Source organism: bacterium (assembly GCA_016702305.1).
Lineage (GTDB): Bacteria > Electryoneota > RPQS01 > RPQS01 > RPQS01 > JABWCQ01.
Map to the genome: position 1 here is coordinate 355407 of JADJEH010000017.1, position 17636 is coordinate 373042.

Annotated in this window: 17 protein-coding genes; 1 reads left to right on the forward strand and 16 read right to left on the reverse strand. The window is 59.0% G+C overall.

Annotation, left to right across the window (positions count from 1 at the left end; genetic code table 11):
• Nucleotides 1-15: 15 nt before the first annotated feature.
• Nucleotides 16-561, reverse strand: coding sequence for a metal-dependent transcriptional regulator (locus tag IPH10_12700; GenBank protein ID MBK6911768.1), 546 nt, complete (start codon nt 559-561; stop codon nt 16-18).
• A gap of 537 nt (nt 562-1098) precedes the next feature.
• Between IPH10_12700 and IPH10_12705 the strand changes: the two genes are divergently transcribed.
• Nucleotides 1099-3249 carry a T9SS type A sorting domain-containing protein gene (locus IPH10_12705; GenBank protein MBK6911769.1) on the forward strand — a complete coding sequence of 717 codons (2151 nt, stop codon included), beginning with the start codon at nt 1099-1101 and terminating at the stop codon, nt 3247-3249.
• 92 nt (nt 3250-3341) lie between these two features.
• Here the strand turns inward: IPH10_12705 and IPH10_12710 are convergent, their stop codons facing one another.
• From IPH10_12710 to IPH10_12780, 15 genes are all read right to left on the reverse strand, one after another.
• On the reverse strand, nt 3342-4178 hold the full coding sequence (locus IPH10_12710) for a PhnD/SsuA/transferrin family substrate-binding protein (GenBank protein ID MBK6911770.1): 837 nt from the start codon (nt 4176-4178) through the stop codon (nt 3342-3344).
• A gap of 24 nt (nt 4179-4202) precedes the next feature.
• A complete protein-coding gene (locus IPH10_12715) occupies nt 4203-5321 on the reverse strand; it encodes an acyl-CoA/acyl-ACP dehydrogenase (protein MBK6911771.1) in 1119 nt (372 codons plus the stop codon).
• A gap of 129 nt (nt 5322-5450) precedes the next feature.
• The gene (locus IPH10_12720) at nt 5451-5753 is read right to left on the reverse strand and encodes a DUF1330 domain-containing protein (GenBank protein MBK6911772.1); all 303 of its coding nucleotides are present in this window, start codon (nt 5751-5753) and stop codon (nt 5451-5453) included.
• Nucleotides 5754-5757: 4 nt separating this feature from the next.
• On the reverse strand, nt 5758-6426 hold the full coding sequence (locus tag IPH10_12725) for a class I SAM-dependent methyltransferase (protein MBK6911773.1): 669 nt from the start codon (nt 6424-6426) through the stop codon (nt 5758-5760).
• A complete protein-coding gene (locus IPH10_12730; protein MBK6911774.1) occupies nt 6423-6971 on the reverse strand; it encodes a hypothetical protein in 549 nt (182 codons plus the stop codon). Before IPH10_12730 ends, IPH10_12725 begins: the two co-directional genes overlap by 4 nt.
• On the reverse strand, nt 6937-7170 hold the full coding sequence (locus IPH10_12735) for a type II toxin-antitoxin system HicA family toxin (protein MBK6911775.1): 234 nt from the start codon (nt 7168-7170) through the stop codon (nt 6937-6939). The genes IPH10_12730 and IPH10_12735 overlap by 35 nt, the downstream gene beginning before the upstream one ends.
• Nucleotides 7167-7403 carry a type II toxin-antitoxin system HicB family antitoxin gene (locus tag IPH10_12740; protein MBK6911776.1) on the reverse strand — a complete coding sequence of 79 codons (237 nt, stop codon included), beginning with the start codon at nt 7401-7403 and terminating at the stop codon, nt 7167-7169. Before IPH10_12740 ends, IPH10_12735 begins: the two co-directional genes overlap by 4 nt.
• Before the next feature lie 18 nt (nt 7404-7421).
• A complete protein-coding gene (locus tag IPH10_12745; GenBank protein ID MBK6911777.1) occupies nt 7422-7679 on the reverse strand; it encodes a hypothetical protein in 258 nt (85 codons plus the stop codon).
• A 152-nt stretch (nt 7680-7831) separates the two neighbouring features.
• The gene (locus tag IPH10_12750; protein MBK6911778.1) at nt 7832-9091 is read right to left on the reverse strand and encodes an asparagine synthetase B; all 1260 of its coding nucleotides are present in this window, start codon (nt 9089-9091) and stop codon (nt 7832-7834) included.
• 61 nt (nt 9092-9152) lie between these two features.
• Complete coding sequence (locus tag IPH10_12755) at nt 9153-9617, reverse strand: HXXEE domain-containing protein (protein ID MBK6911779.1); 465 nt, start codon at nt 9615-9617, stop codon at nt 9153-9155.
• A 95-nt stretch (nt 9618-9712) separates the two neighbouring features.
• Entirely contained in the window at nt 9713-11578 is a 1866-nt protein-coding gene (locus IPH10_12760) for a tetratricopeptide repeat protein (protein MBK6911780.1), read from the reverse strand.
• Nucleotides 11575-12630, reverse strand: coding sequence for a T9SS type A sorting domain-containing protein (locus IPH10_12765; GenBank protein ID MBK6911781.1), 1056 nt, complete (start codon nt 12628-12630; stop codon nt 11575-11577). The genes IPH10_12760 and IPH10_12765 overlap by 4 nt, the downstream gene beginning before the upstream one ends.
• Before the next feature lie 60 nt (nt 12631-12690).
• Nucleotides 12691-13032 (reverse strand): hypothetical protein, encoded by a 342-nt coding sequence (locus tag IPH10_12770; GenBank protein MBK6911782.1) that lies wholly within the window; start codon nt 13030-13032, stop codon nt 12691-12693.
• A 15-nt stretch (nt 13033-13047) separates the two neighbouring features.
• Complete coding sequence (locus tag IPH10_12775) at nt 13048-14163, reverse strand: hypothetical protein (GenBank protein ID MBK6911783.1); 1116 nt, start codon at nt 14161-14163, stop codon at nt 13048-13050.
• Between the two features lie 64 nt (nt 14164-14227).
• Nucleotides 14228-17566 carry a DUF4175 family protein gene (locus IPH10_12780; GenBank protein MBK6911784.1) on the reverse strand — a complete coding sequence of 1113 codons (3339 nt, stop codon included), beginning with the start codon at nt 17564-17566 and terminating at the stop codon, nt 14228-14230.
• Between the last annotated feature and the right edge of the window lie 70 nt (nt 17567-17636).

The window sequence follows — 17636 nt, forward strand, 5'->3', positions numbered from 1 at the left end:
TACTCCGTCCGTGAATCAGGCGGAAATCTTGATCGCTTCGTCCATCGTTGCCCGCAAATTCACTAAACAATCCGGGCTCGCGTACTGGCCGCCGGGGCAGTTTGTGACGTGCTTTACGAAAGCCGCCAAACGCTCCAGCGTGTCCTCCTCAAGGTGATGCTCCATCACCGACGCTTCGCGCTCAGCGGCCTCTGCGCGGACACCCAGAACTTCTATCAAAAATTTGCGCGTCAAGTCAAAACGATCGCATATCTGACGGCCGATCTCTTCCCCTGTCGCCGTCAACTGTATCTTGCCATAATTCTCCTGCGTGGCTAAGCCCAACTCGCGCAAACAGTTGACAGCATGGCGCGCCGTCGGCAGGCGAACACCTTCCGTCCGCGCCAAATCCGTCAGCCGCACGCCATCCGTGCCGCGCGAAAGTTGAAACAGCGTGCGCAGATAGTTCTCGCGCGTCGCAGTCAATCCCTCAATATTGTTTTTCGAGAACTTGCCGTATGTGTGGCCTGCGCCATTTCCGTTTTGAAACGACTTGCCGTTCCCCAGTCCGTTGTTATGCATAGCTCCTTCTGGATAGTGTCACTTCACGAGGCGCATGGGCATGAAGTATACTGAAATTTTCCCGCCAAGGCAAGCAATTCCGAGTCGCATTGCTCATCGTTTCGCAACACAATACGCGACTTACGATAATCAAGAGGAGCAAAGCCTGCACACCCCGCCCGAAGCCCGCAATTCTAAGTTGAGTGATGTCAACAACCACAAATTCTGGAGCGACTCGTCTATCATATACCCCCCGCGCAAGCCTTGCAACCCGGCACCGAGAGGCGCATCATCGCCTCTTCCCGCATGCCTCAAATACCGCGTGTTATGCGCTCTTCTCACGGCCGGATCCTGCACCAACTCGCCATTTGAAATCGGCACACCTGTCCTCTACCGATCCCACGGGTCTCGGGAATTCTCTGTGCAAATTCTTGTTTTACTTTGTTTTTTATTTTCGTTCCGAGCGATTAAGTGTTTTATGTCGCGTGGCCCCAATCGAATCATAACTTTGTTTTGGTATTATGTACCTCCTCACCAAATGATTAGGAGAAAGTCCGAATGTACCGTTCCCTGCGACTGTTTGTTCTCGCCCTTGGCCTGTTGGCCAATCTGAATGCCGCGCTCGCCGTCGGCCCCGCACTGACCTTCGTCGGTCAATACCAGACTGGAATCTATGATGCCGGCGCCTGTGAAATTTCGGCGTTTGATCCCGTTACCGAACGCCTGTTCGTCGTCAGCGCCGCCGCTTCCAGTATTCTCGTGCTCGATCTCAGCAACCCGGCGACCCCCACGCTGCTCTTCACCATTGTTGGCGCTCCCTTCGGCGCGTCCTTCAACAGCGTCGCCATTCACAACGGCATCGTCGCAGCCGCCGTGGAAGCTGCACCGCAGACCAACCCTGGCAAGATCGTGTTCTTTGATACGAACGGTAACTACCTTAACGATGTTCCCGCCGGTGCACTGCCCGACATGGTAACCTTTTCACCCAATGGCCGCTATGTGCTGTCCGCCAACGAAGGCCAGCCCAATGATGCCTATACCATTGACCCCGAAGGCAGCGTCACCATCGTGGACCTCGCCGGCGGCGTGCTGAGCCCCGTTGTGCAAACCGCGTCGTTCGCGGCGTTCAATGGTCAGGAAGCTGCCCTGCGCGCACAAGGGATCCGGATCTACGGACCCGGCGCCAACTCCGCCATGGATTTCGAGCCCGAATATATCGCCGTGGATGCCGCCTCCGCGACGGCCTACGTGACCCTGCAAGAAAATAACGCGATGGCCGTGATTGACATCGCCACCGCCACGGTCACTGCGCTGCATCCCTTCGGATACAAGAACCACAACCTCGCGGGCAATCGTCTCGATCCGAGCGATCAGGCCGGCGACGGAATTGACATCGCCAACTGGCCCGTCTTCGGTATGTACCAGCCCGACGGTATCGCCGCCTATGAAGTCGGCGGAGCAACCTACCTCGTCACCGCCAACGAAGGCGACGCGCGCGCCTACTCCGGTTTGAACGAAGAGATTCGCATGCGCTCCGGCATCACGCTGGATCCGGTGCTCTATCCCAATGCCGCGACGCTGCGCGATAACTTGAACCTCGGCCGCCTGCGCTTGACCAATCAGCTCGGCAATACCGACAGTGACGCGCAGTTCGAAGCCATGTACGCCTACGGTGCGCGCTCGTTCTCGATCTGGGACGAAAACGGTAATCAAGTGTTCGACAGCGGGGACGATTTTGAAGTTCGGCTTGCCGGCATGCTGCCCGCCGTCTTCAATTCGAGCAACTCCGGCAATCAGTCGTTTGACTCGCGCTCGGATGACAAGGGCCCCGAACCCGAAGGCGTCGTCGTCGCCGAGGTTTGCGGCCGCACCTTTGCCTTCATCGGCCTCGAACGCATCGGCGGCGTCATGATCTATGACATCACCGACCCCGCCAATTCCTACTATGTGGACTACGTCACTGCGCGTGATTTCAGCGTCGTCGTCAATCCCGCCGACAGCGCCTCACTCGCCGCGGTTGTTGAACTGGGCCCTGAAGGCGTCCTCTTCGTATCCGCCAACGATTCGCCCAACGGTCAGGCAATGCTCGTGCTGTCCAATGAAATCAACGGCAGCGTAACCGTCTACACCATGGAGTGTGATGAAATCCTGCCCGTCGAGTTTGGCAGCTTTGACGCCGTCAGCGGTGACGCCGAAGTTACGCTGAACTGGAACACGTTGAGCGAAAACAACAATGAGCGCTTTGAAGTTACCCGCAACGGCGTGATCGTTGCCAATGTGGCGAGCCTCGGCAATTCGGCCCATGGGCACCACTACGCCTGGACCGATCACGCGGTCAGCAATGGCACGACCTACAGCTACACTCTGAGTTCCGTCGCCCTCGACGGTACACGCGAAACCCTCGGCAGCGCCAGCGCCACCCCGAGCGCCGCGACCGGTCTGCCGACCGATTTCGCCTTGCATGCCGCCTATCCCAATCCGTTCAACCCGAGCACCTCGATCAGCTTCTCGCTGCCCGCGTCGTCGCACGTCACGCTCCAAATCTTTGACGTGAACGGCCGCGGCATCGCGACGCTTGTGGACGGCGCTCTCAATGCCGGAACGCACAGCGTCACCTTTGACGCCGCCAATCTCGCCAGCGGCATCTACTTCGCCCGCATCAACGCCGGCTCGTTCAGCGCGTCGCACAAGCTCGTCTTGATGAAGTAAATGATTTGATGCGTTAGATCTGGACACGATGAAAACAAACGGCCCGTCCAACTTGGACGGGCCGTTTCGTGTCTATCAGCATGACCGCAATGCTACCGGCAGCGCGCGCCCGCACTCTCCAGAAACTCTTCGATCGTCCCGAAATGATCCACCGCCGCTTCCAACGCGGAATAGCCGCGCAGTCGCCCGACCTTCCACTCCTTCAATCCTTCCATGTCGAGCAGAGGCCGCAATTCCGGATCGTCATAGCGCATGTCCTGCAGCAATTCACAAAAGCGCGCGATGTCCTTCGTCGGCGCGCCGTCCAGTACCGTGAAATTACAATGATCATAGAGCGGCGTGCGCAATAACACCTTCGTCGCCCCGGCGGTCAGCGTCCCTTCCTGTTGGAACATCGCGTAGTTCGCTTCGAGCATGCACGCCGCTTCCGCCGCGCCGCCCGCCAATGCCCGCGCCGCGTCACGCTCGCCGCCCACGTGATCACCATGCAGACCGACCAGCACGTCAAACGGTACCACTTCGAAATCGTCGTGCGCTTCCAACCCGGCCAGCGCCAGCATATGCAGCGGAATCAACGTTGCTTGCGGCGAGTCCTTGGCTCCGACCGCCACGCGCCGACCTCGCAGGTCGGTCACCGAGGCAATGCCGGCGTCGCTTCGTGTCACAATCACCGATGTCAAATCGCAATCGCTGTCGCGCATCATCACCGCCACAGCGTGCCGGTTCGTCTGCTGCGCCAATCGCTGCGCCTGAAGCCACGCCAACGGCGAATTCCACGCGACATGGATCATCCCGTCAAAATGCGCCTCGACTTGCCGTTCATAGTTGCTGAACAAAACATAATCGAAGTCCAGACCATTGCGCATAAAATATTCGCGGAAACCGTTCCAGATCGTCACGACTTTTGGGTCGTAGGCCACCGCGCCCATCAGCAAGGTGCTCAAGAGTCCTCCTTAGAACAACGGCAGGCCGGTCACAGCCTTGCCGATAAAATCGTACAACACATCCGTCGTCGGCGCCATCACTCCCGCTGCGCGCGCGTCGCGGAACAAACGCTCCACTCCAACGTCCTTGCGAAACGCCATGCCGCCGCATACGCGCATCGCTAAGTCGAGTACCTCCGTCGCCGTCTCGCCTGCCGCCGCTTTGCATTCCAAAACGCGCAGCATCGCATCGGCCCGCCCCTGTTCCAACGCCGTGATCGTATCATCGAGCAGCGCCTTGGACATGTCGGTCTTGATCTGCATGCGCGCCACATACGCGCGCACCGTCGGCAATTCGTTCAGCGCCGTGCCCGAATATTCGTACTTCGTCCCCACGTGTGCCGCCGTGCGCGCCACTGCGCCTTGCATCAGCCCGATCGCACAGCTCGCGTTGCAGACATTAAAGAGCGGCAGCACGATACCCATCATCACGTCGAAACCCTTGCCGTCTTCCCCGAGCATCGCACTCTGCGGCACATGCACCGCTGTCGCCGTCGCGGGCGAGGAATCGTTGCCGCGTAATCCAAGTCCGGTAAACGGTCCCTGCACCTTTAGACCGGCCACTGTCGCCGGCACAAGCCAGATCGTACTTAACCCCTCCGCAGCAAGCGGCCTCGAAGACCACACGTATGCCGTGGCTTTCGAGGCCGAGGTAATCCAACTCTTCTTGGCATCCAGCACCACGCCGCTGCCGTTCTGCTTTGCCGTGCTCACCGGCGCCCAAAAATGACTCCGCGATCCCGCCTCGCTGAACGCTAACGTCGAGAAATGCTCGCCCGTGGCCGCCGCTTTGCGCGTCGCAACATCGCCAAACGCTTCCAGCACCGCCGTCCCGCAGAAATGCATCGCCACCACCATCCCCGTCGAACCGCACTCCTGTGACACACGCCGCACGATTTCGCTCGCGCCGCGCGGTCCTAATGCCAATCCACCGACCTCCGTCGCGCTCACCGCGCCCAGCAATCCCGCTTGCGCCAACGCCTTCACGGATTCCTCGGGAAATCTTCCCTGCTCATCCACCTGTGCCGCGTGTCGGGCGACAACCTCCGCGGACACGCGATCGAGCGCTTCCTGCCAACTCGTACTCACATCTGCCTCCTTGTTGTGCGCGACACCCCCGTGCACGAACAAGCAAGCGCCTGCTCCTACACCGGTGTGTCGTGCCGTTGTGGTCTGACGCCGTCAGACCGTTGTCTGCTTCACCGATAGTAGGTCATCTTATTCACCTTCAAATTCCGCAATCTGGGTTACACTGCCCACGGAACTGTCAAAATACTCCTGCCGCACCGCCTTGTAGCGCGGATCACCAAAAAAATCCCGCGCATGTTCTTTCGACGGAAACACCATCATGAACACCCGATTGATCTCCACGTCGCAGCACTTCTTCAAGACCTCCTTGATCGTGAAATCATAGTCGAAGCGCCCGCCGTACTCCTCCATTAATGGCGTCATCCGCGCACGATACTCGGCGTAGCGCCCTGCATCCGTAATCTGCATCGCCATGATTCGCCGATAGCTCATCCAGCTACGCTTGCACCAAAATGAAGGTCATGCCGTCGTAGCCCTTCGCCCCGACGGTCTGAATCGTCGTCACGTCCAGCCGCGGCTCGCCCTTTAAATACTCGTTCATCCGCCGCACGCCCTGCGTCATCGGCGACGTGCTGTCCGGATTGATTACGTCCCCGTCGCGAATCACATTGTCCACCACAATCAGCGCCCCCGGCCGCGTCAGCTCAAGCGCCCATTTCACATAGTGAACGTTGTTCTCCTTGTCCGCGTCAATAAACACAAAGTCGTAGACGCGCCCCGCTTGCTTCAGAAGCGGCAGCGTCTCCAGCGCTGCGCCTTCACGCAGCTCAATCTTGTGCGAGAATCCGGCGTGCGCAAAAGCTCTCCGCGCCGCCGCCGCGTGCTTCGCATCCACCTCCAAAGTGGTCACCCGGCCGTCGTCCGGCAGCGCGCGCGCCAGCAGAATCGCGCTGTATCCGCCCAACGTGCCGATTTCCAGCACTTGCCGCGCCTGCATCAGGCGCACCTGCATCTGCAATAGCTTGCCTTCTAACGGCGTAACCTGGATCTCCGGCAGTCCGTGCGCTGACTGCTCCCGCAACACGAATTCCAGCGCGTCGTCGGGCCGGACAAAATGCTCGCGGGAGTATTGTTCCACCTGGTCCCAAAGATGCTGCATGCTCATTCCCTCGTCCGCCCCATTCGATATTGATGCCGCACAAATTCGCGTCCGCCGCCGTCGTAGGTCACATAGCGAGTTAGTGTCACTGAATCCGCCACGCCGATGTAGAGCGCGTTGCGCACATGCGCCGACCGCGCATTGTCCTGCGCCGGACCCTCAAACACCATCGTCGTCCCCGCCGGCGTTTCCCGCGCAGCCGAGACATGCCACCACTTCCCGTCCATCCAGAGCTTCTTCCCGTCCCGCGTCACGCATAGCGCCGTCGTTTTGTCATCTGACGTCAACCCGAACAGCTTCGCCACCGACTCCACAAGCGTCACCCCCGAGTCATTCGCCGCAATCTGCCATTCCGCATCTCGCACGACCAGCGTACTATCGTCTTCCGTATCCACCAGCTTCAACGATCCCGCCCAATTCCCCACCAACGGCGAAAACGTGGATGCCGAAAGCGTTATCGGCGTTTGCGCGAAAGAAAGACACGCAAGAACAAGGAACGTGACAATGAAAACCAGGTTAAACCTCCGAAATTGCGCGCAAGTAGTCGTCAATCGAAACACTGATTTCGTTTAGAATATCGCGAATCAAAGGTCTCGTTAAATCGCGCCCCGGATGGTTCGGCACAGCGGTTCCGCGCCCGTCAGGATGCTTGAACACAACGTGGCTGCCGCGTTGTCGTACCGGGTCAAAACCGAGCCTCTTCAGAACCTTTTCAAAAGTCCTGAAGTCAACAACCGGGAGCTTCGTCATGCAGAGAGTTCGATTTGCTGCAATCCGATGAACCGCGGAATCTCTTCTTCGTCAAGGTGAAACTCCTCCATGCACAACGCGATGACTTCCTTCAGGTTTACCTGCAATTCATCAAGCGTCGCCGCCTGCGTGTGCGCACCGCGAATGCCCACCACCGAGCCGATGTACATTTTGCTCTCTGCGTCGTATTCTACCACGGCTGTGTACACTCTGTTATGTCCGTTTGTGGCCATTTGAGGTTCCTCTTGGTCTTATCGTGGTCTTGGTGAATACAATATCGTCGCATGTGTATCGGCATAGTCCGCTGGTGCCGGTTCGCCATGTACCGGAGTGCCACATTCGCCGCCATCCGAATGCCCCAGCACAACAATCAGCAGGCTTGCTTCGATGCGAGTTATTGTGTCGGGCTTCATCTGGCAAGGAATGAGCAATGTATAGTAGCCGAGGGACATTACCTGGACGGTATCCACTCCAGGCTGCAAACTGTCAAGCACGCATGTGCCATTCATTTCTGTCGATGCACCTCGCCCGTTTCCCAATAGTTTGACTGAAGCGCCCGGAACTCCGTAGCCAGCATCAACCACGCACCTGACCGCGCCAAACTGTGCGAGCACACTACCGCTCAACACAAGCCAGATGCTAAACAGCGCACCCACCCACCTCACGTCTTCAATTCCTTCTTCCGCGCCGCCGGGAAAAGCACGTTGTTCAAAATCAGCCGATACCCCGGTGAGTTCTTGTGCAGCGCCAGTTGCGTCGGCGGATCCCCCACCTGGTGCCGGTAATCCTCCGGATCATGGCCCCCATAGTAGGTCCAGAATCCGTCGCCGAATTTGCCGTGAATATACTTGATCTCTTCGGTCCCTTCCCGCTGCGCCAGCACCGTCACCGTCGGCTTCAGATATTCCTTATGAAACGCCGTCGTCTGCCCCAAGAAACCCTTCACCACATTCGTATGACACTGCGTCAGCATCGTCGGCACCGGATCAAACTTCGCCGAAAAATCAAACAGCGTGAAATAGTCGCCCTCGCCGCCCTGCGCCAACATCCCCGAAGTCGGACTGACGTCAATGGACGAAAATTCATACACCATCGGATCGGTAATCAGATTGTAATTCTGAAACGCGAACGCGCTGCCGTAATCCATCTCTGACGCATAGTTCGGGCTGATGCCGTCCCCGTCAAACACCGGCGCGACAATATCCGTCGCCGCCGCCGCCAACGAAATGTCGTAGCTGTCCGTCGCCGAACACATCGCAAACAAAAAACCGCCGCGCCCCACGTAACCCCTGAAGGTCCGGGACACCGCCAGCTTCATCTCCGAAACTTTGCCGTAACCAAGCGCTTTCGCCGAGGCCTCTTCCTGCTGCACCTGCCGAATATACCAATCGGCGTTGCGGTACATCGAATAGAACTTTCCGTACTGTCCCGTGAAATCTTCGTGATGCAAGTGGACCCACTCATACTTCGACAGCGCGCCGCCCAGCACGTCCGCATCGTAAATTACTTCAAACGGAATCTCCGCGTACGTCAGCGCCAAATTCACCGCGTCGTCCCACGGCCCCTCGCGCACCTCGTCCGGCGCGTAGATCGCCACCTTTGTCGCCTTCTCAAGCAGCACCACTTCCATGTTGCTGTTCTCGATTTCGAGATAGATGTCACCCGCGCTCCCCGCGTCTTCGGCACGCACGCCCCGCAAACGGCATTCGTTGGCGATACCGTCATCGCTGTCAATCATGAAACTGCCGCCGCGATAGTTGAGCAGCCACTCGACGTTGATCCCCTGCTGCAGCGCCTTGTACGCCACGCCGTAGGCCTTGAGATGATCCGTCTGCGTCAGATCCATCGGGATCAACAGCTTCTGAGCAAATGCCGGAAGTGCGGAGAAAGTGATTATCGAGAAAAGAAAAAGTCGAAGCATGGAGATTGGGTTGAGGGTCGGAAAAGCGAGGCGCCTCGCGCAGCGGCCAAGGGTCCGGAGTTTACGCTGTTTGGCGCTCGCGCCGCTTGTCGCGGGCGTGCAGAAGTTCACGCGGAATCGTCAGCATCAGCAAATGCAGCACAATCCCGATGAGAATCGAGAGAAATAGCAGCCGGAAGCCGATCTCCCACGTCATCACGAAGTAGTAAAATGTGTAAAGCGTCAGCGGCAGCAGCACCATGATGCTCGTAAAAGTGCCCGGCGAATAGCGGTTAGAAGTAAGCGATGTCGCGATGTGAAACCACGCATTCACGAATAAGATGCCCATCGCAGGCATGGCCAGCCACATGTTCCCCAGCCCCATGAAACCGACCGCCGCAAAGAGCGGCCAGCCGAAAACAATATTGATAACCACTGCCGCCACATTTGAAATCGGCGCGCGATCATCGTCGCTCTTGAAGACCTCCCGGTTAAACCAACGCAAGAAGCCGCCCGGGATGACGTATTCTTCAAGTTGATGCAGCATCAACGCGGGAAGTGCGGCCCAAAACACCCACTGCGGATGCCGATAGAGCCAGTCAAATAATTCAGCCAGTGGAATGTCCTGAAGGTGAAGGTGCTTTATGAAACCTTATTCGCCAGCACGCGCGCCTTGCGCCGGGCTTGCTCAAGGTAAAGAGATCGCGGGTACTCAACCAAATAGTCCTGCAGCAGCTTCAACGCCTGATCTTCGTTCTTAAGATCTTCAAGCGTGATGACCGCCTGCAAATACTTCGCGCGCGGAAGGTCCGCCGATTCCGGAAAACTCTCGGCAAACTTGTCCAGCGCCGCAATCGCGTCCGCGGGCCGACCCGACAGCCTGAGCGCCTCGGCCTCCGAGATGCGGCACCACTCGGCCAACCGGCCATAGTTCAATTGCGTCGCCGCCTCGCCGTATTTCGCCGCCGCCGTCGCGTGATCACCGCGAAAATCAGCGTAGTCCGCATCCGCGAACGCGCGCAACGCACCGTGAAATCCGCCGCCTTCCAGTAGCGCTTGAAATAGAATCGCGTCGTTAAATGTCGTGTTCTGCGTGCTGCCTTTCAAAATCGAATCGAGCGCCGCACCGGCCAGCGCCGTCGAGTCGCGCCACATATTCGCCCGCGCTATGCGCAGCAGCAACTGCCCAAGCTCGTCGGTTATCTCACCGCGCGGACCCGGCGCCGCCTTGCCCCACGCATCAATCGCCGGCCCGTACTCACCCAGATATGCGTGAGCATCGCCAATCCGCATCCCCGCGCGCGACTTCAACGGCGGCTTGCTGCGCTGAAAAATTCCGTTGAACTCAACCAGCGCGGCCTGCGGATTGTTCTCGCGCGTAAGCAATATCTCGGCAATGTGAAAACGCGCTTCTTCGAGCTCCGGTGACTTCGTGCGACCCGCGATGAAACGCTCATACGCCGACTTCGCGTCCGCATAGCGCCCCTGGCCCTCTAAACATTGCGCAAGTCCCAGTTCCGCGCGTTCCGTCAACTGATCCGCCGCTTTCCAGGCGATCACCCGCTCAAATCCCCGCCGCGCCAACTCAATTTCTCCTTCGGCCAAGAGCTGTTGCGACGTCGTCAGCACCGTCGCGCCGCCCGCTTGCGACAACGAATCCGCAGCAATCGTCGCATCTAACGACTTTTCGAGGCGCCCCGTCTTCATCGTGTAACCCGCGTACATCCGCCAGACCGCCGCGTCCTTACGCTCCCGCTTGATGGCCTGTTCCAGCACCCCGGACACACTCGCTTCAACCGTCGTGTCGTCGGGGAAACGGCTCAAATAGGTTTGCGCAATCTGCCACGACGTCGGCGATGTCTTCGCATAGAGCAGCAGCTCTTCGGTCGCGCCGACAAAATTCATCTGCGCCTGCAGGCTCGACGCGAGCTCCAACGCCATGTAACCCGGATTCCGCTGCTCCTTGCGATAGTCGCGAATGAGCTTCTCGCTCTCTTCCCACCGCCGGTTGCGCTGCAGCAACAACACCAGCGACCGCACCGCGTCCGGATTGTTCGGCTGCGTCGCCAGCGCGCCCCGCCAAATCTCCCACGCCGCGTCCGAAGCATCCCGCGCCAGCTTCACTTCGCCCAACGCCAACGTCAAGCTGAACACGCTCGCCGGATCCTGCCAGGTCGTCATCATCTCATAGAGCTTCGCCCGTTCGATCTGTGTTGTCAAGAACTGCTCAGCTTCGTCAAACTTGCGCAGTTGAATCAAACAGTTCGGTATCGAGGTAATCGCCCCCGGATCGCGCGGCGCACCCTTCATCACCTCGCGCCAGTTCGTCAACGCGGCTTCATAGTTGCCGCGCTGCTCGTCACGGCGCGCCCGTTCCGCAAAGACCTGCTCCGCCGTCTTCTGGACCGGCTGCTTGGTCGGTTTGGTCGGTGCCACAAGAATCTGTTGCGCACTGAGCGGCAGTGCGCACCACAGCAAGGCGATCAGAATGATTCGAAGTTTGGTCATTTCATTAGGGTCAGCGGCAGCACGCGCGTGGCGTGATCCGCGGTCAGTCGAACAAAGTATCTCCCGCTCGCCAAATCACCGGCGTCCCACACAACCTGCTGTCGGCCCGGCGCGTAGGTCTGCTGCGCGATCGTCGCCACTTCGCGGCCCAACAAATCATAGACGGCCAACCGCGCCGTCGTTGCGTGCGCCAGCGTAAACGTCAACTGCGTCTGCGCATTGAATGGATTCGGATAGGCCCCCAGCGACAACTCGAACGGCAGCGGCATCGGTGAATCCGGCGCGTCGAGCAGCGTCGTCAATGGAAAAGCCGCGACTTGCGCTCCGCCGCCAAACGAACCGTCCGCCGTAATTTCCGTGATCGCATACACCACCGAGCCGGCATGCTCCGCAATACGCAGCCCATTCAGCGCGTGCGTCGGGTCTATCCCCTGTGTGTGTATGCTGCCATTGAACGTGCCGTCGCCGTCCAGCCCCATGAACCACAGCTCCTTGATCGCGTCGTTGCGCACAAACGCCGCCAGCACAAAACGCGCATCCGAAGTCCGCAGCACACCCCAATGCGTGATGTACGCGCCGATCGGCAGCGGACCCGGATCCCACGGCGGAGCAGTCATCACCGCTTCACCGTCATAGCTCGTTAGCCACACACGAAAATTGTTGAGCGAAGCCCCCGGCGTCACCGACCCCGCCACGACCGTCAGCACACCGTGATTGAACTGGAACGCGTAGCCCGCGTTGTTCTCCCCGGCCGCCAAATCAACGCGCCGGATCAGCGTGCTGTCAACCAGCGTCGCGTTGCCGTCAAACTCATAGGCCACCGTGCGCACGACCCAGTGACCGGCCTCAATATCATACTGCTGGGACACCAGCCGCGGCTCGCCGTCGTACGCAAATGAATAGAAACACTCACCCAGGGTCAGCGTGTCCCCATGCACCAGCGCACCTTGCGCATTGTAATGGTAAACCAACTGCCCATACTCAAAATTGCGCACCGATACGAAATAACCGTCATTCACCTGCAGAAAGTGCGGCAGCAGCGCCGGTGTCAAGTGAATATCTTCCAGGATCTGCCCCTCCGGGGAGAAAAACTGGAGCGCGGTCTGCTGAAGTCAGCCGTGATAAGTCATTTTGCACCACGCGCCGCCCGTTAGCCGCTGATACTCCACAAGCGGCGGACAGCTCACGATACTTGTGCTGGCGATATCCAGTGTGTCCAGCGCGCCGACGATCGCTCCGTTCATGTCCACTTCGCGGCCGTACGCCCCGATCCAATCCGGATTCGCGCTCGCCCATGTGCAGCGCACATGATTCTCCGGCGTGATTGCAATGGTCGGAAAATAGAAATTCTCATCCGTAGCCGGATCGAGACGGACCGGACCGAACTGCGGCTGACCGTACGCCGCCCCGGACAGAAGGCAACAGAGCAGGATCAACGCAGACGCGAATTTCATCAACTTCCTCATCGTTCAATGCTGGAATCGCAACCACCGGCAACTGTTGACGGCTGCGCTCTGTTCGGTGGCCGCGGTATAGGCGACCAGAATATCCTCACCAGACTCTGCGGCGCAAAACTCCTGAATCGTCGGCTCCACCGCGGCGCTCGCCTCCAGCGCCCAAGCGCCTTCGCTGTTCTGTGCGAGCAGGACAAGCTCACTGCCCTCCGCTGACTGCGCGAGCGCGACGATCAGCGGAAACTCACCGCCCGTCGCCACCGCGCGGCACGCCACGTACGGTTCTCCGCCGCGCAACTCCGCCGACGCTGTATGGTGCGACTGCACCTTCGCGCCCGCAATATAGAACGTCTCAAACTCCACGGCATCCCGCGTCGGCGCGTAGCCGCTGACCATAACCAGCTCGCCGTCCTGCACGAAGTAGTCCGTGCCCAGCGACGCTCTCGCGGTATATGCCCGCTGCACAATCGCGCTATCCACCCAACTGCACGCTCGCCCGATGTGATAGATAGTGAAATGGTCGTCATAACCCTTCACCATCGTCACGCCGCCCCCCACAGCCGCCGCATGATCCGGACCGGGCAGCGCCAGCGTATCGCGGCTAAGCTCCCGGCCGCGCCGGTCCATCCAAACGACGATTAGACCGTCTTCCGTTGAGCTCTCGTGCAGCACCACAAACAGCGAATCCACTTTCAACGGATACGTTTGAACCGCCGGAGCCGCCAGCCACGCCGCTTCGCGTTTGCCCAGGCTGTCCTGCCACACCATGAAGCACTCTTGAATGCACGAGTGCGCCACGAATGTTGCCGTGCCGTGTTCGCGATTCGTCCAGCGCACCAATTCCGGCACACACACGACATACTGCCGTTCAATGAACCCGTAACCGCGCGTGCTGTCAAACGTCTGCGCCGCCGGATTCCATGTCGCCCCCGCTCCACCGATCGAATCGCGGTGAAACTCGACCCACTGACAATTCAATGAACCGTCATCCTGCGCTATGAAGCGCGGCAAAAACACCTGCTCGCACGAACCCGTATCGAGCCGACCCGTCTGCAGAGAACGCGAACAGCCAACCAGCAGCAGCAATAGCGCCGATAACAAATAGGTGCGTGAAATTTGCGTGGTAATCAAAATGGAAAAAGGTCCAACATCCGCGTGCGCTCCGCCTTCCGACGGCTCCCGGCATCCACGCCGGTTACTGCCACTTCGAAAGCGCGTCGAAATATTTGCGGATCAGATCTTCATAGTCCGGCGTGTATTTCGCGTCAAGCGCGCGCAACAGATCTTCGCGCAATTGATCCTCGCCCGGCTTCTTCGGCAGCTCGCGCGGTGAAGCCCGCACCATGTCAATGCCCGTGCTCGATTTGCGCTGCGGTGAAAACTCGCGCTCGCGGTTCGCGCGCTGGAAGTCCAAAAGTTTCGACTCGATCTTGTTCTGGCGCTCTATCGTCTCCGGCGTGATCTTGCCGGAACGCAAATCCGCCGCAACTTTCTCCATCTCTTCCTTCATCCCATCGAGTCGCCCCACGGTCTGCTTCGACGCCGACGCTTCCGCCGCCAGCTCGCCCGCCGACTTCGCCAACGCTTCCTGCTCCCCAGCCAGCCGCTGCATCGCCGCCGCCTGACCCTGTGACATCGTGCCCGGATTCGTCATCATGGACGATGTCTGCTGATTGATCTGCCCCTGCTTCTGGCACATGCCGCCGGCCTTGTTGCAGTTGGAATTGCTGTTCGGCTTATTGCACTGACTTTGACACTGCTTGCACGCGCTGTTCTGCTGCTTCAGCGTCTCGTTCAGAGCCGCCAAGGCCTGCTTGCGATAGTGCGAAGCCGTGCGCGAATCGCGCTCTTGCGTCGCGTTGCAGGCCTTCTGCATCTGATTCAGCGTCTCTTCCATCGCGGCCATCAGCTTCGGAGTCACCGCCATGCTCTTCTTGGCAAGCTCCTGCATGTCTTCCTGCACCCGCTTCATCGCCTGCTTCAAATTCTCCTGCTCTTCGGCAAGCTCGTTCATATGCGGACTGTTCGGATCCGTCTCCTGAGATTCCTGCCAAAGCTGCTCCTGCCGCATCGAAAGATCAAGCATCTTGTCGCGCGCCTTCTCCATCTCCATCATCGTTTCCATGTCCTGATTGGACTGCATCTGCTGCCGCAAATCCTGCATCTGCTGCGCCATCTCCTGCATCTTGCGCTGCATCTGCTTGCCCTGCTTCTTCGCCGACTGCTTCTGCCCCATCTTCATCTGCTGCTCGTTCTGCTGCATCTGCTGCGAGAGCTGCTCCTGCTGCATCTCCTTGTTCAACTCTTCCATCTTCTGCTCGCCCTGCAGTTGATCCTTCTTCATCTGCTCGGCAAGCTCTTTCATCTCCTGCTCGATCTTCTTCATCTCCTGCGACAGCTTATCCTGCTGCTGTGCATTCTGATCCGCGTTCTTCTTATCCTGATCGAGCTCGTTGTTGAGCTGCTCCTGCTGCTTCGATAGTTCGTCCAAACGCCGCGACAATTCGTCCAGCTTTTTCTCCGCCTGCATCTGCTTCAGCATGTTCAAGGTCTGATCCAGCGCCAGATTGAACTGCTCCTGCATCTTCTGGAAATTCTCGAGCGCCTTGCGCATCTCCTCCGGCGACGGCTGCTGCATCGCTTCCGACAGCTTGCGCATCGCCTCGCGCATCTCCGGAGTGATCACCTCTTCGACCAATTCCTGTATCTGCTGCATCTTCTCCATCACTTCCGGTGAATAGAGCGAGCGCATTTCGTTGGCGATCTGCTGCTTCTCAATGGCCTGCGACACCTGTTCGAGCACCTGCGACATCTGCTCCTGCTTCTCCATCAACTGCGCGATCTCCTGCTTGCGCTCGTAGCTCATCTCAGGATTCGACTTGTACTCCTCAACCGCCTTCTCCACCTCTTCGCGCAGGTCCTGCGATTCCTCTAACAGCTCTTCAAGCGTGATCGTTCGCTTCTCTTCAACCTGCTCCTGCTGCTCGAAGATCTCCGCCATCGAGGGGAAACGCAGCACGCGCACGTCGCTCTTGGCCCGCTTCGGTCCGCTGATTCGGTCGTTATCCCACACCTCGACGAACATCAGCACCTGATCCTCAGGAAGCAGTTGCAGCGGCGTCAAATCGAATACCGTCTCAACCACGCACCGGCCCGGCTCCGTCAACCGGTAATCCAGCGCCATACGCTCGTAGCTGTCATCCGGCACGTCCCACGGCTGATCCCACGGCGACGTGCGGTAGTAGCGCAGCGTCATCTTCGAAAAACCGTAGTCATCCGCCGCGTCCGCCACCAACGGTATCTTGATGTCCGCCGCGATTTCCAGATCGTTCGCTGGTTCCACAAGGGAAATCACCGGAGCTTCGTCCGGTCGTGCGTTGATCCGGTAGCTGATCTCGTCGCGGTTCTCACGGCCTTCGCCGTCCCGCAGTTTGATCTGGTACGTGCCGCTCTTCGTCACCGTAAATTGGCCCGTCGCCTTGCTGCCTTCGAGCGTCAGCGCTAACGTCTCGCGCGGCGTCGTCAGATTCTCCCCGGTAATATCAAAGAACTCTATCGCCGCCGATTGCAGGGTCTTCGTCGCTGAAATCACCAGCTTCGCCTGCGTCCCCACCACCGCCGATATGTCCCCCACGTTTTCTTCCAGCGTCAGCGGCTGCAACTCCGTATAGGCGGGCGGCGTCAGCGTCAGCGACAGATAGCGCACCGCCGGCAGCTCCTGAATCGTCGCCGTATATTTCGCGCTCGTCACCGCGCCGCTGTAAGCCCAATATTCAAACGATGTCGCCAGTCCCGTCCATGTTACGGTGTATTGGCCATTCTCATTACCTTCAACGGTCAAGGGAGCATCTGCCGTGCGGCCTTTCTCCTTGCGCGTGATCGTAAGTTCTTTGGGAAGCGTGCCGGTGGCTGTGACAATCACTTGAAGCGAGTCGCCACGTACGAGTTCGACGTCGCCCGGAGCCACGTGCAGCACAAATTCCGGGCTCGGCGAATAATCCTGACTCGGATTCATCACACGCTCAGCCGCAGACATTAACGGACGACCGAACACCACCAACAGCGCCACCGCCGCCACCGAAGAAAACAGCGCATAGCGCGCGTGCTGCTTCAGTCGCGCGCGATCCGGCAGCGCCGCCGGTGCAATCGGAACCAACTCTTCGGCCACACCGCGCCCCGCCGCTAAGATCAACTCCGGCGACACACCATCGCGCTCGGCATTGTCCACCTTATCAAGCAACTGGAGTGCATTCAACACCCGGTCACGAATCCCCGGAATGCGCTCGGCATACTGCCCCGCCAGCTTCTGGTCCGTCGGCGCAAACAGCGTGAACTTCAAGATCGGCCAGACGACGCCCAATCCCAGCGCCGCAATCGCTGACGCAGCCCACACGCTCAACAGCGCCGTGCGCGCACCGCCGCCAAAATGACCGAGCGATTCCAGCACGAGCACAAGAAGCGTCACCGCGATAAACGCCGCCACCGCCAACAGCGCATGGCTCTTCAATGTATTCAGAAGAACAGCGCGCCTCAAGCCCGCCATCCAGTTGCGTATCGTCGTCAAAACTTCTCGTGCACCCATTGTCGTCTGTTTCTTTCTTCTA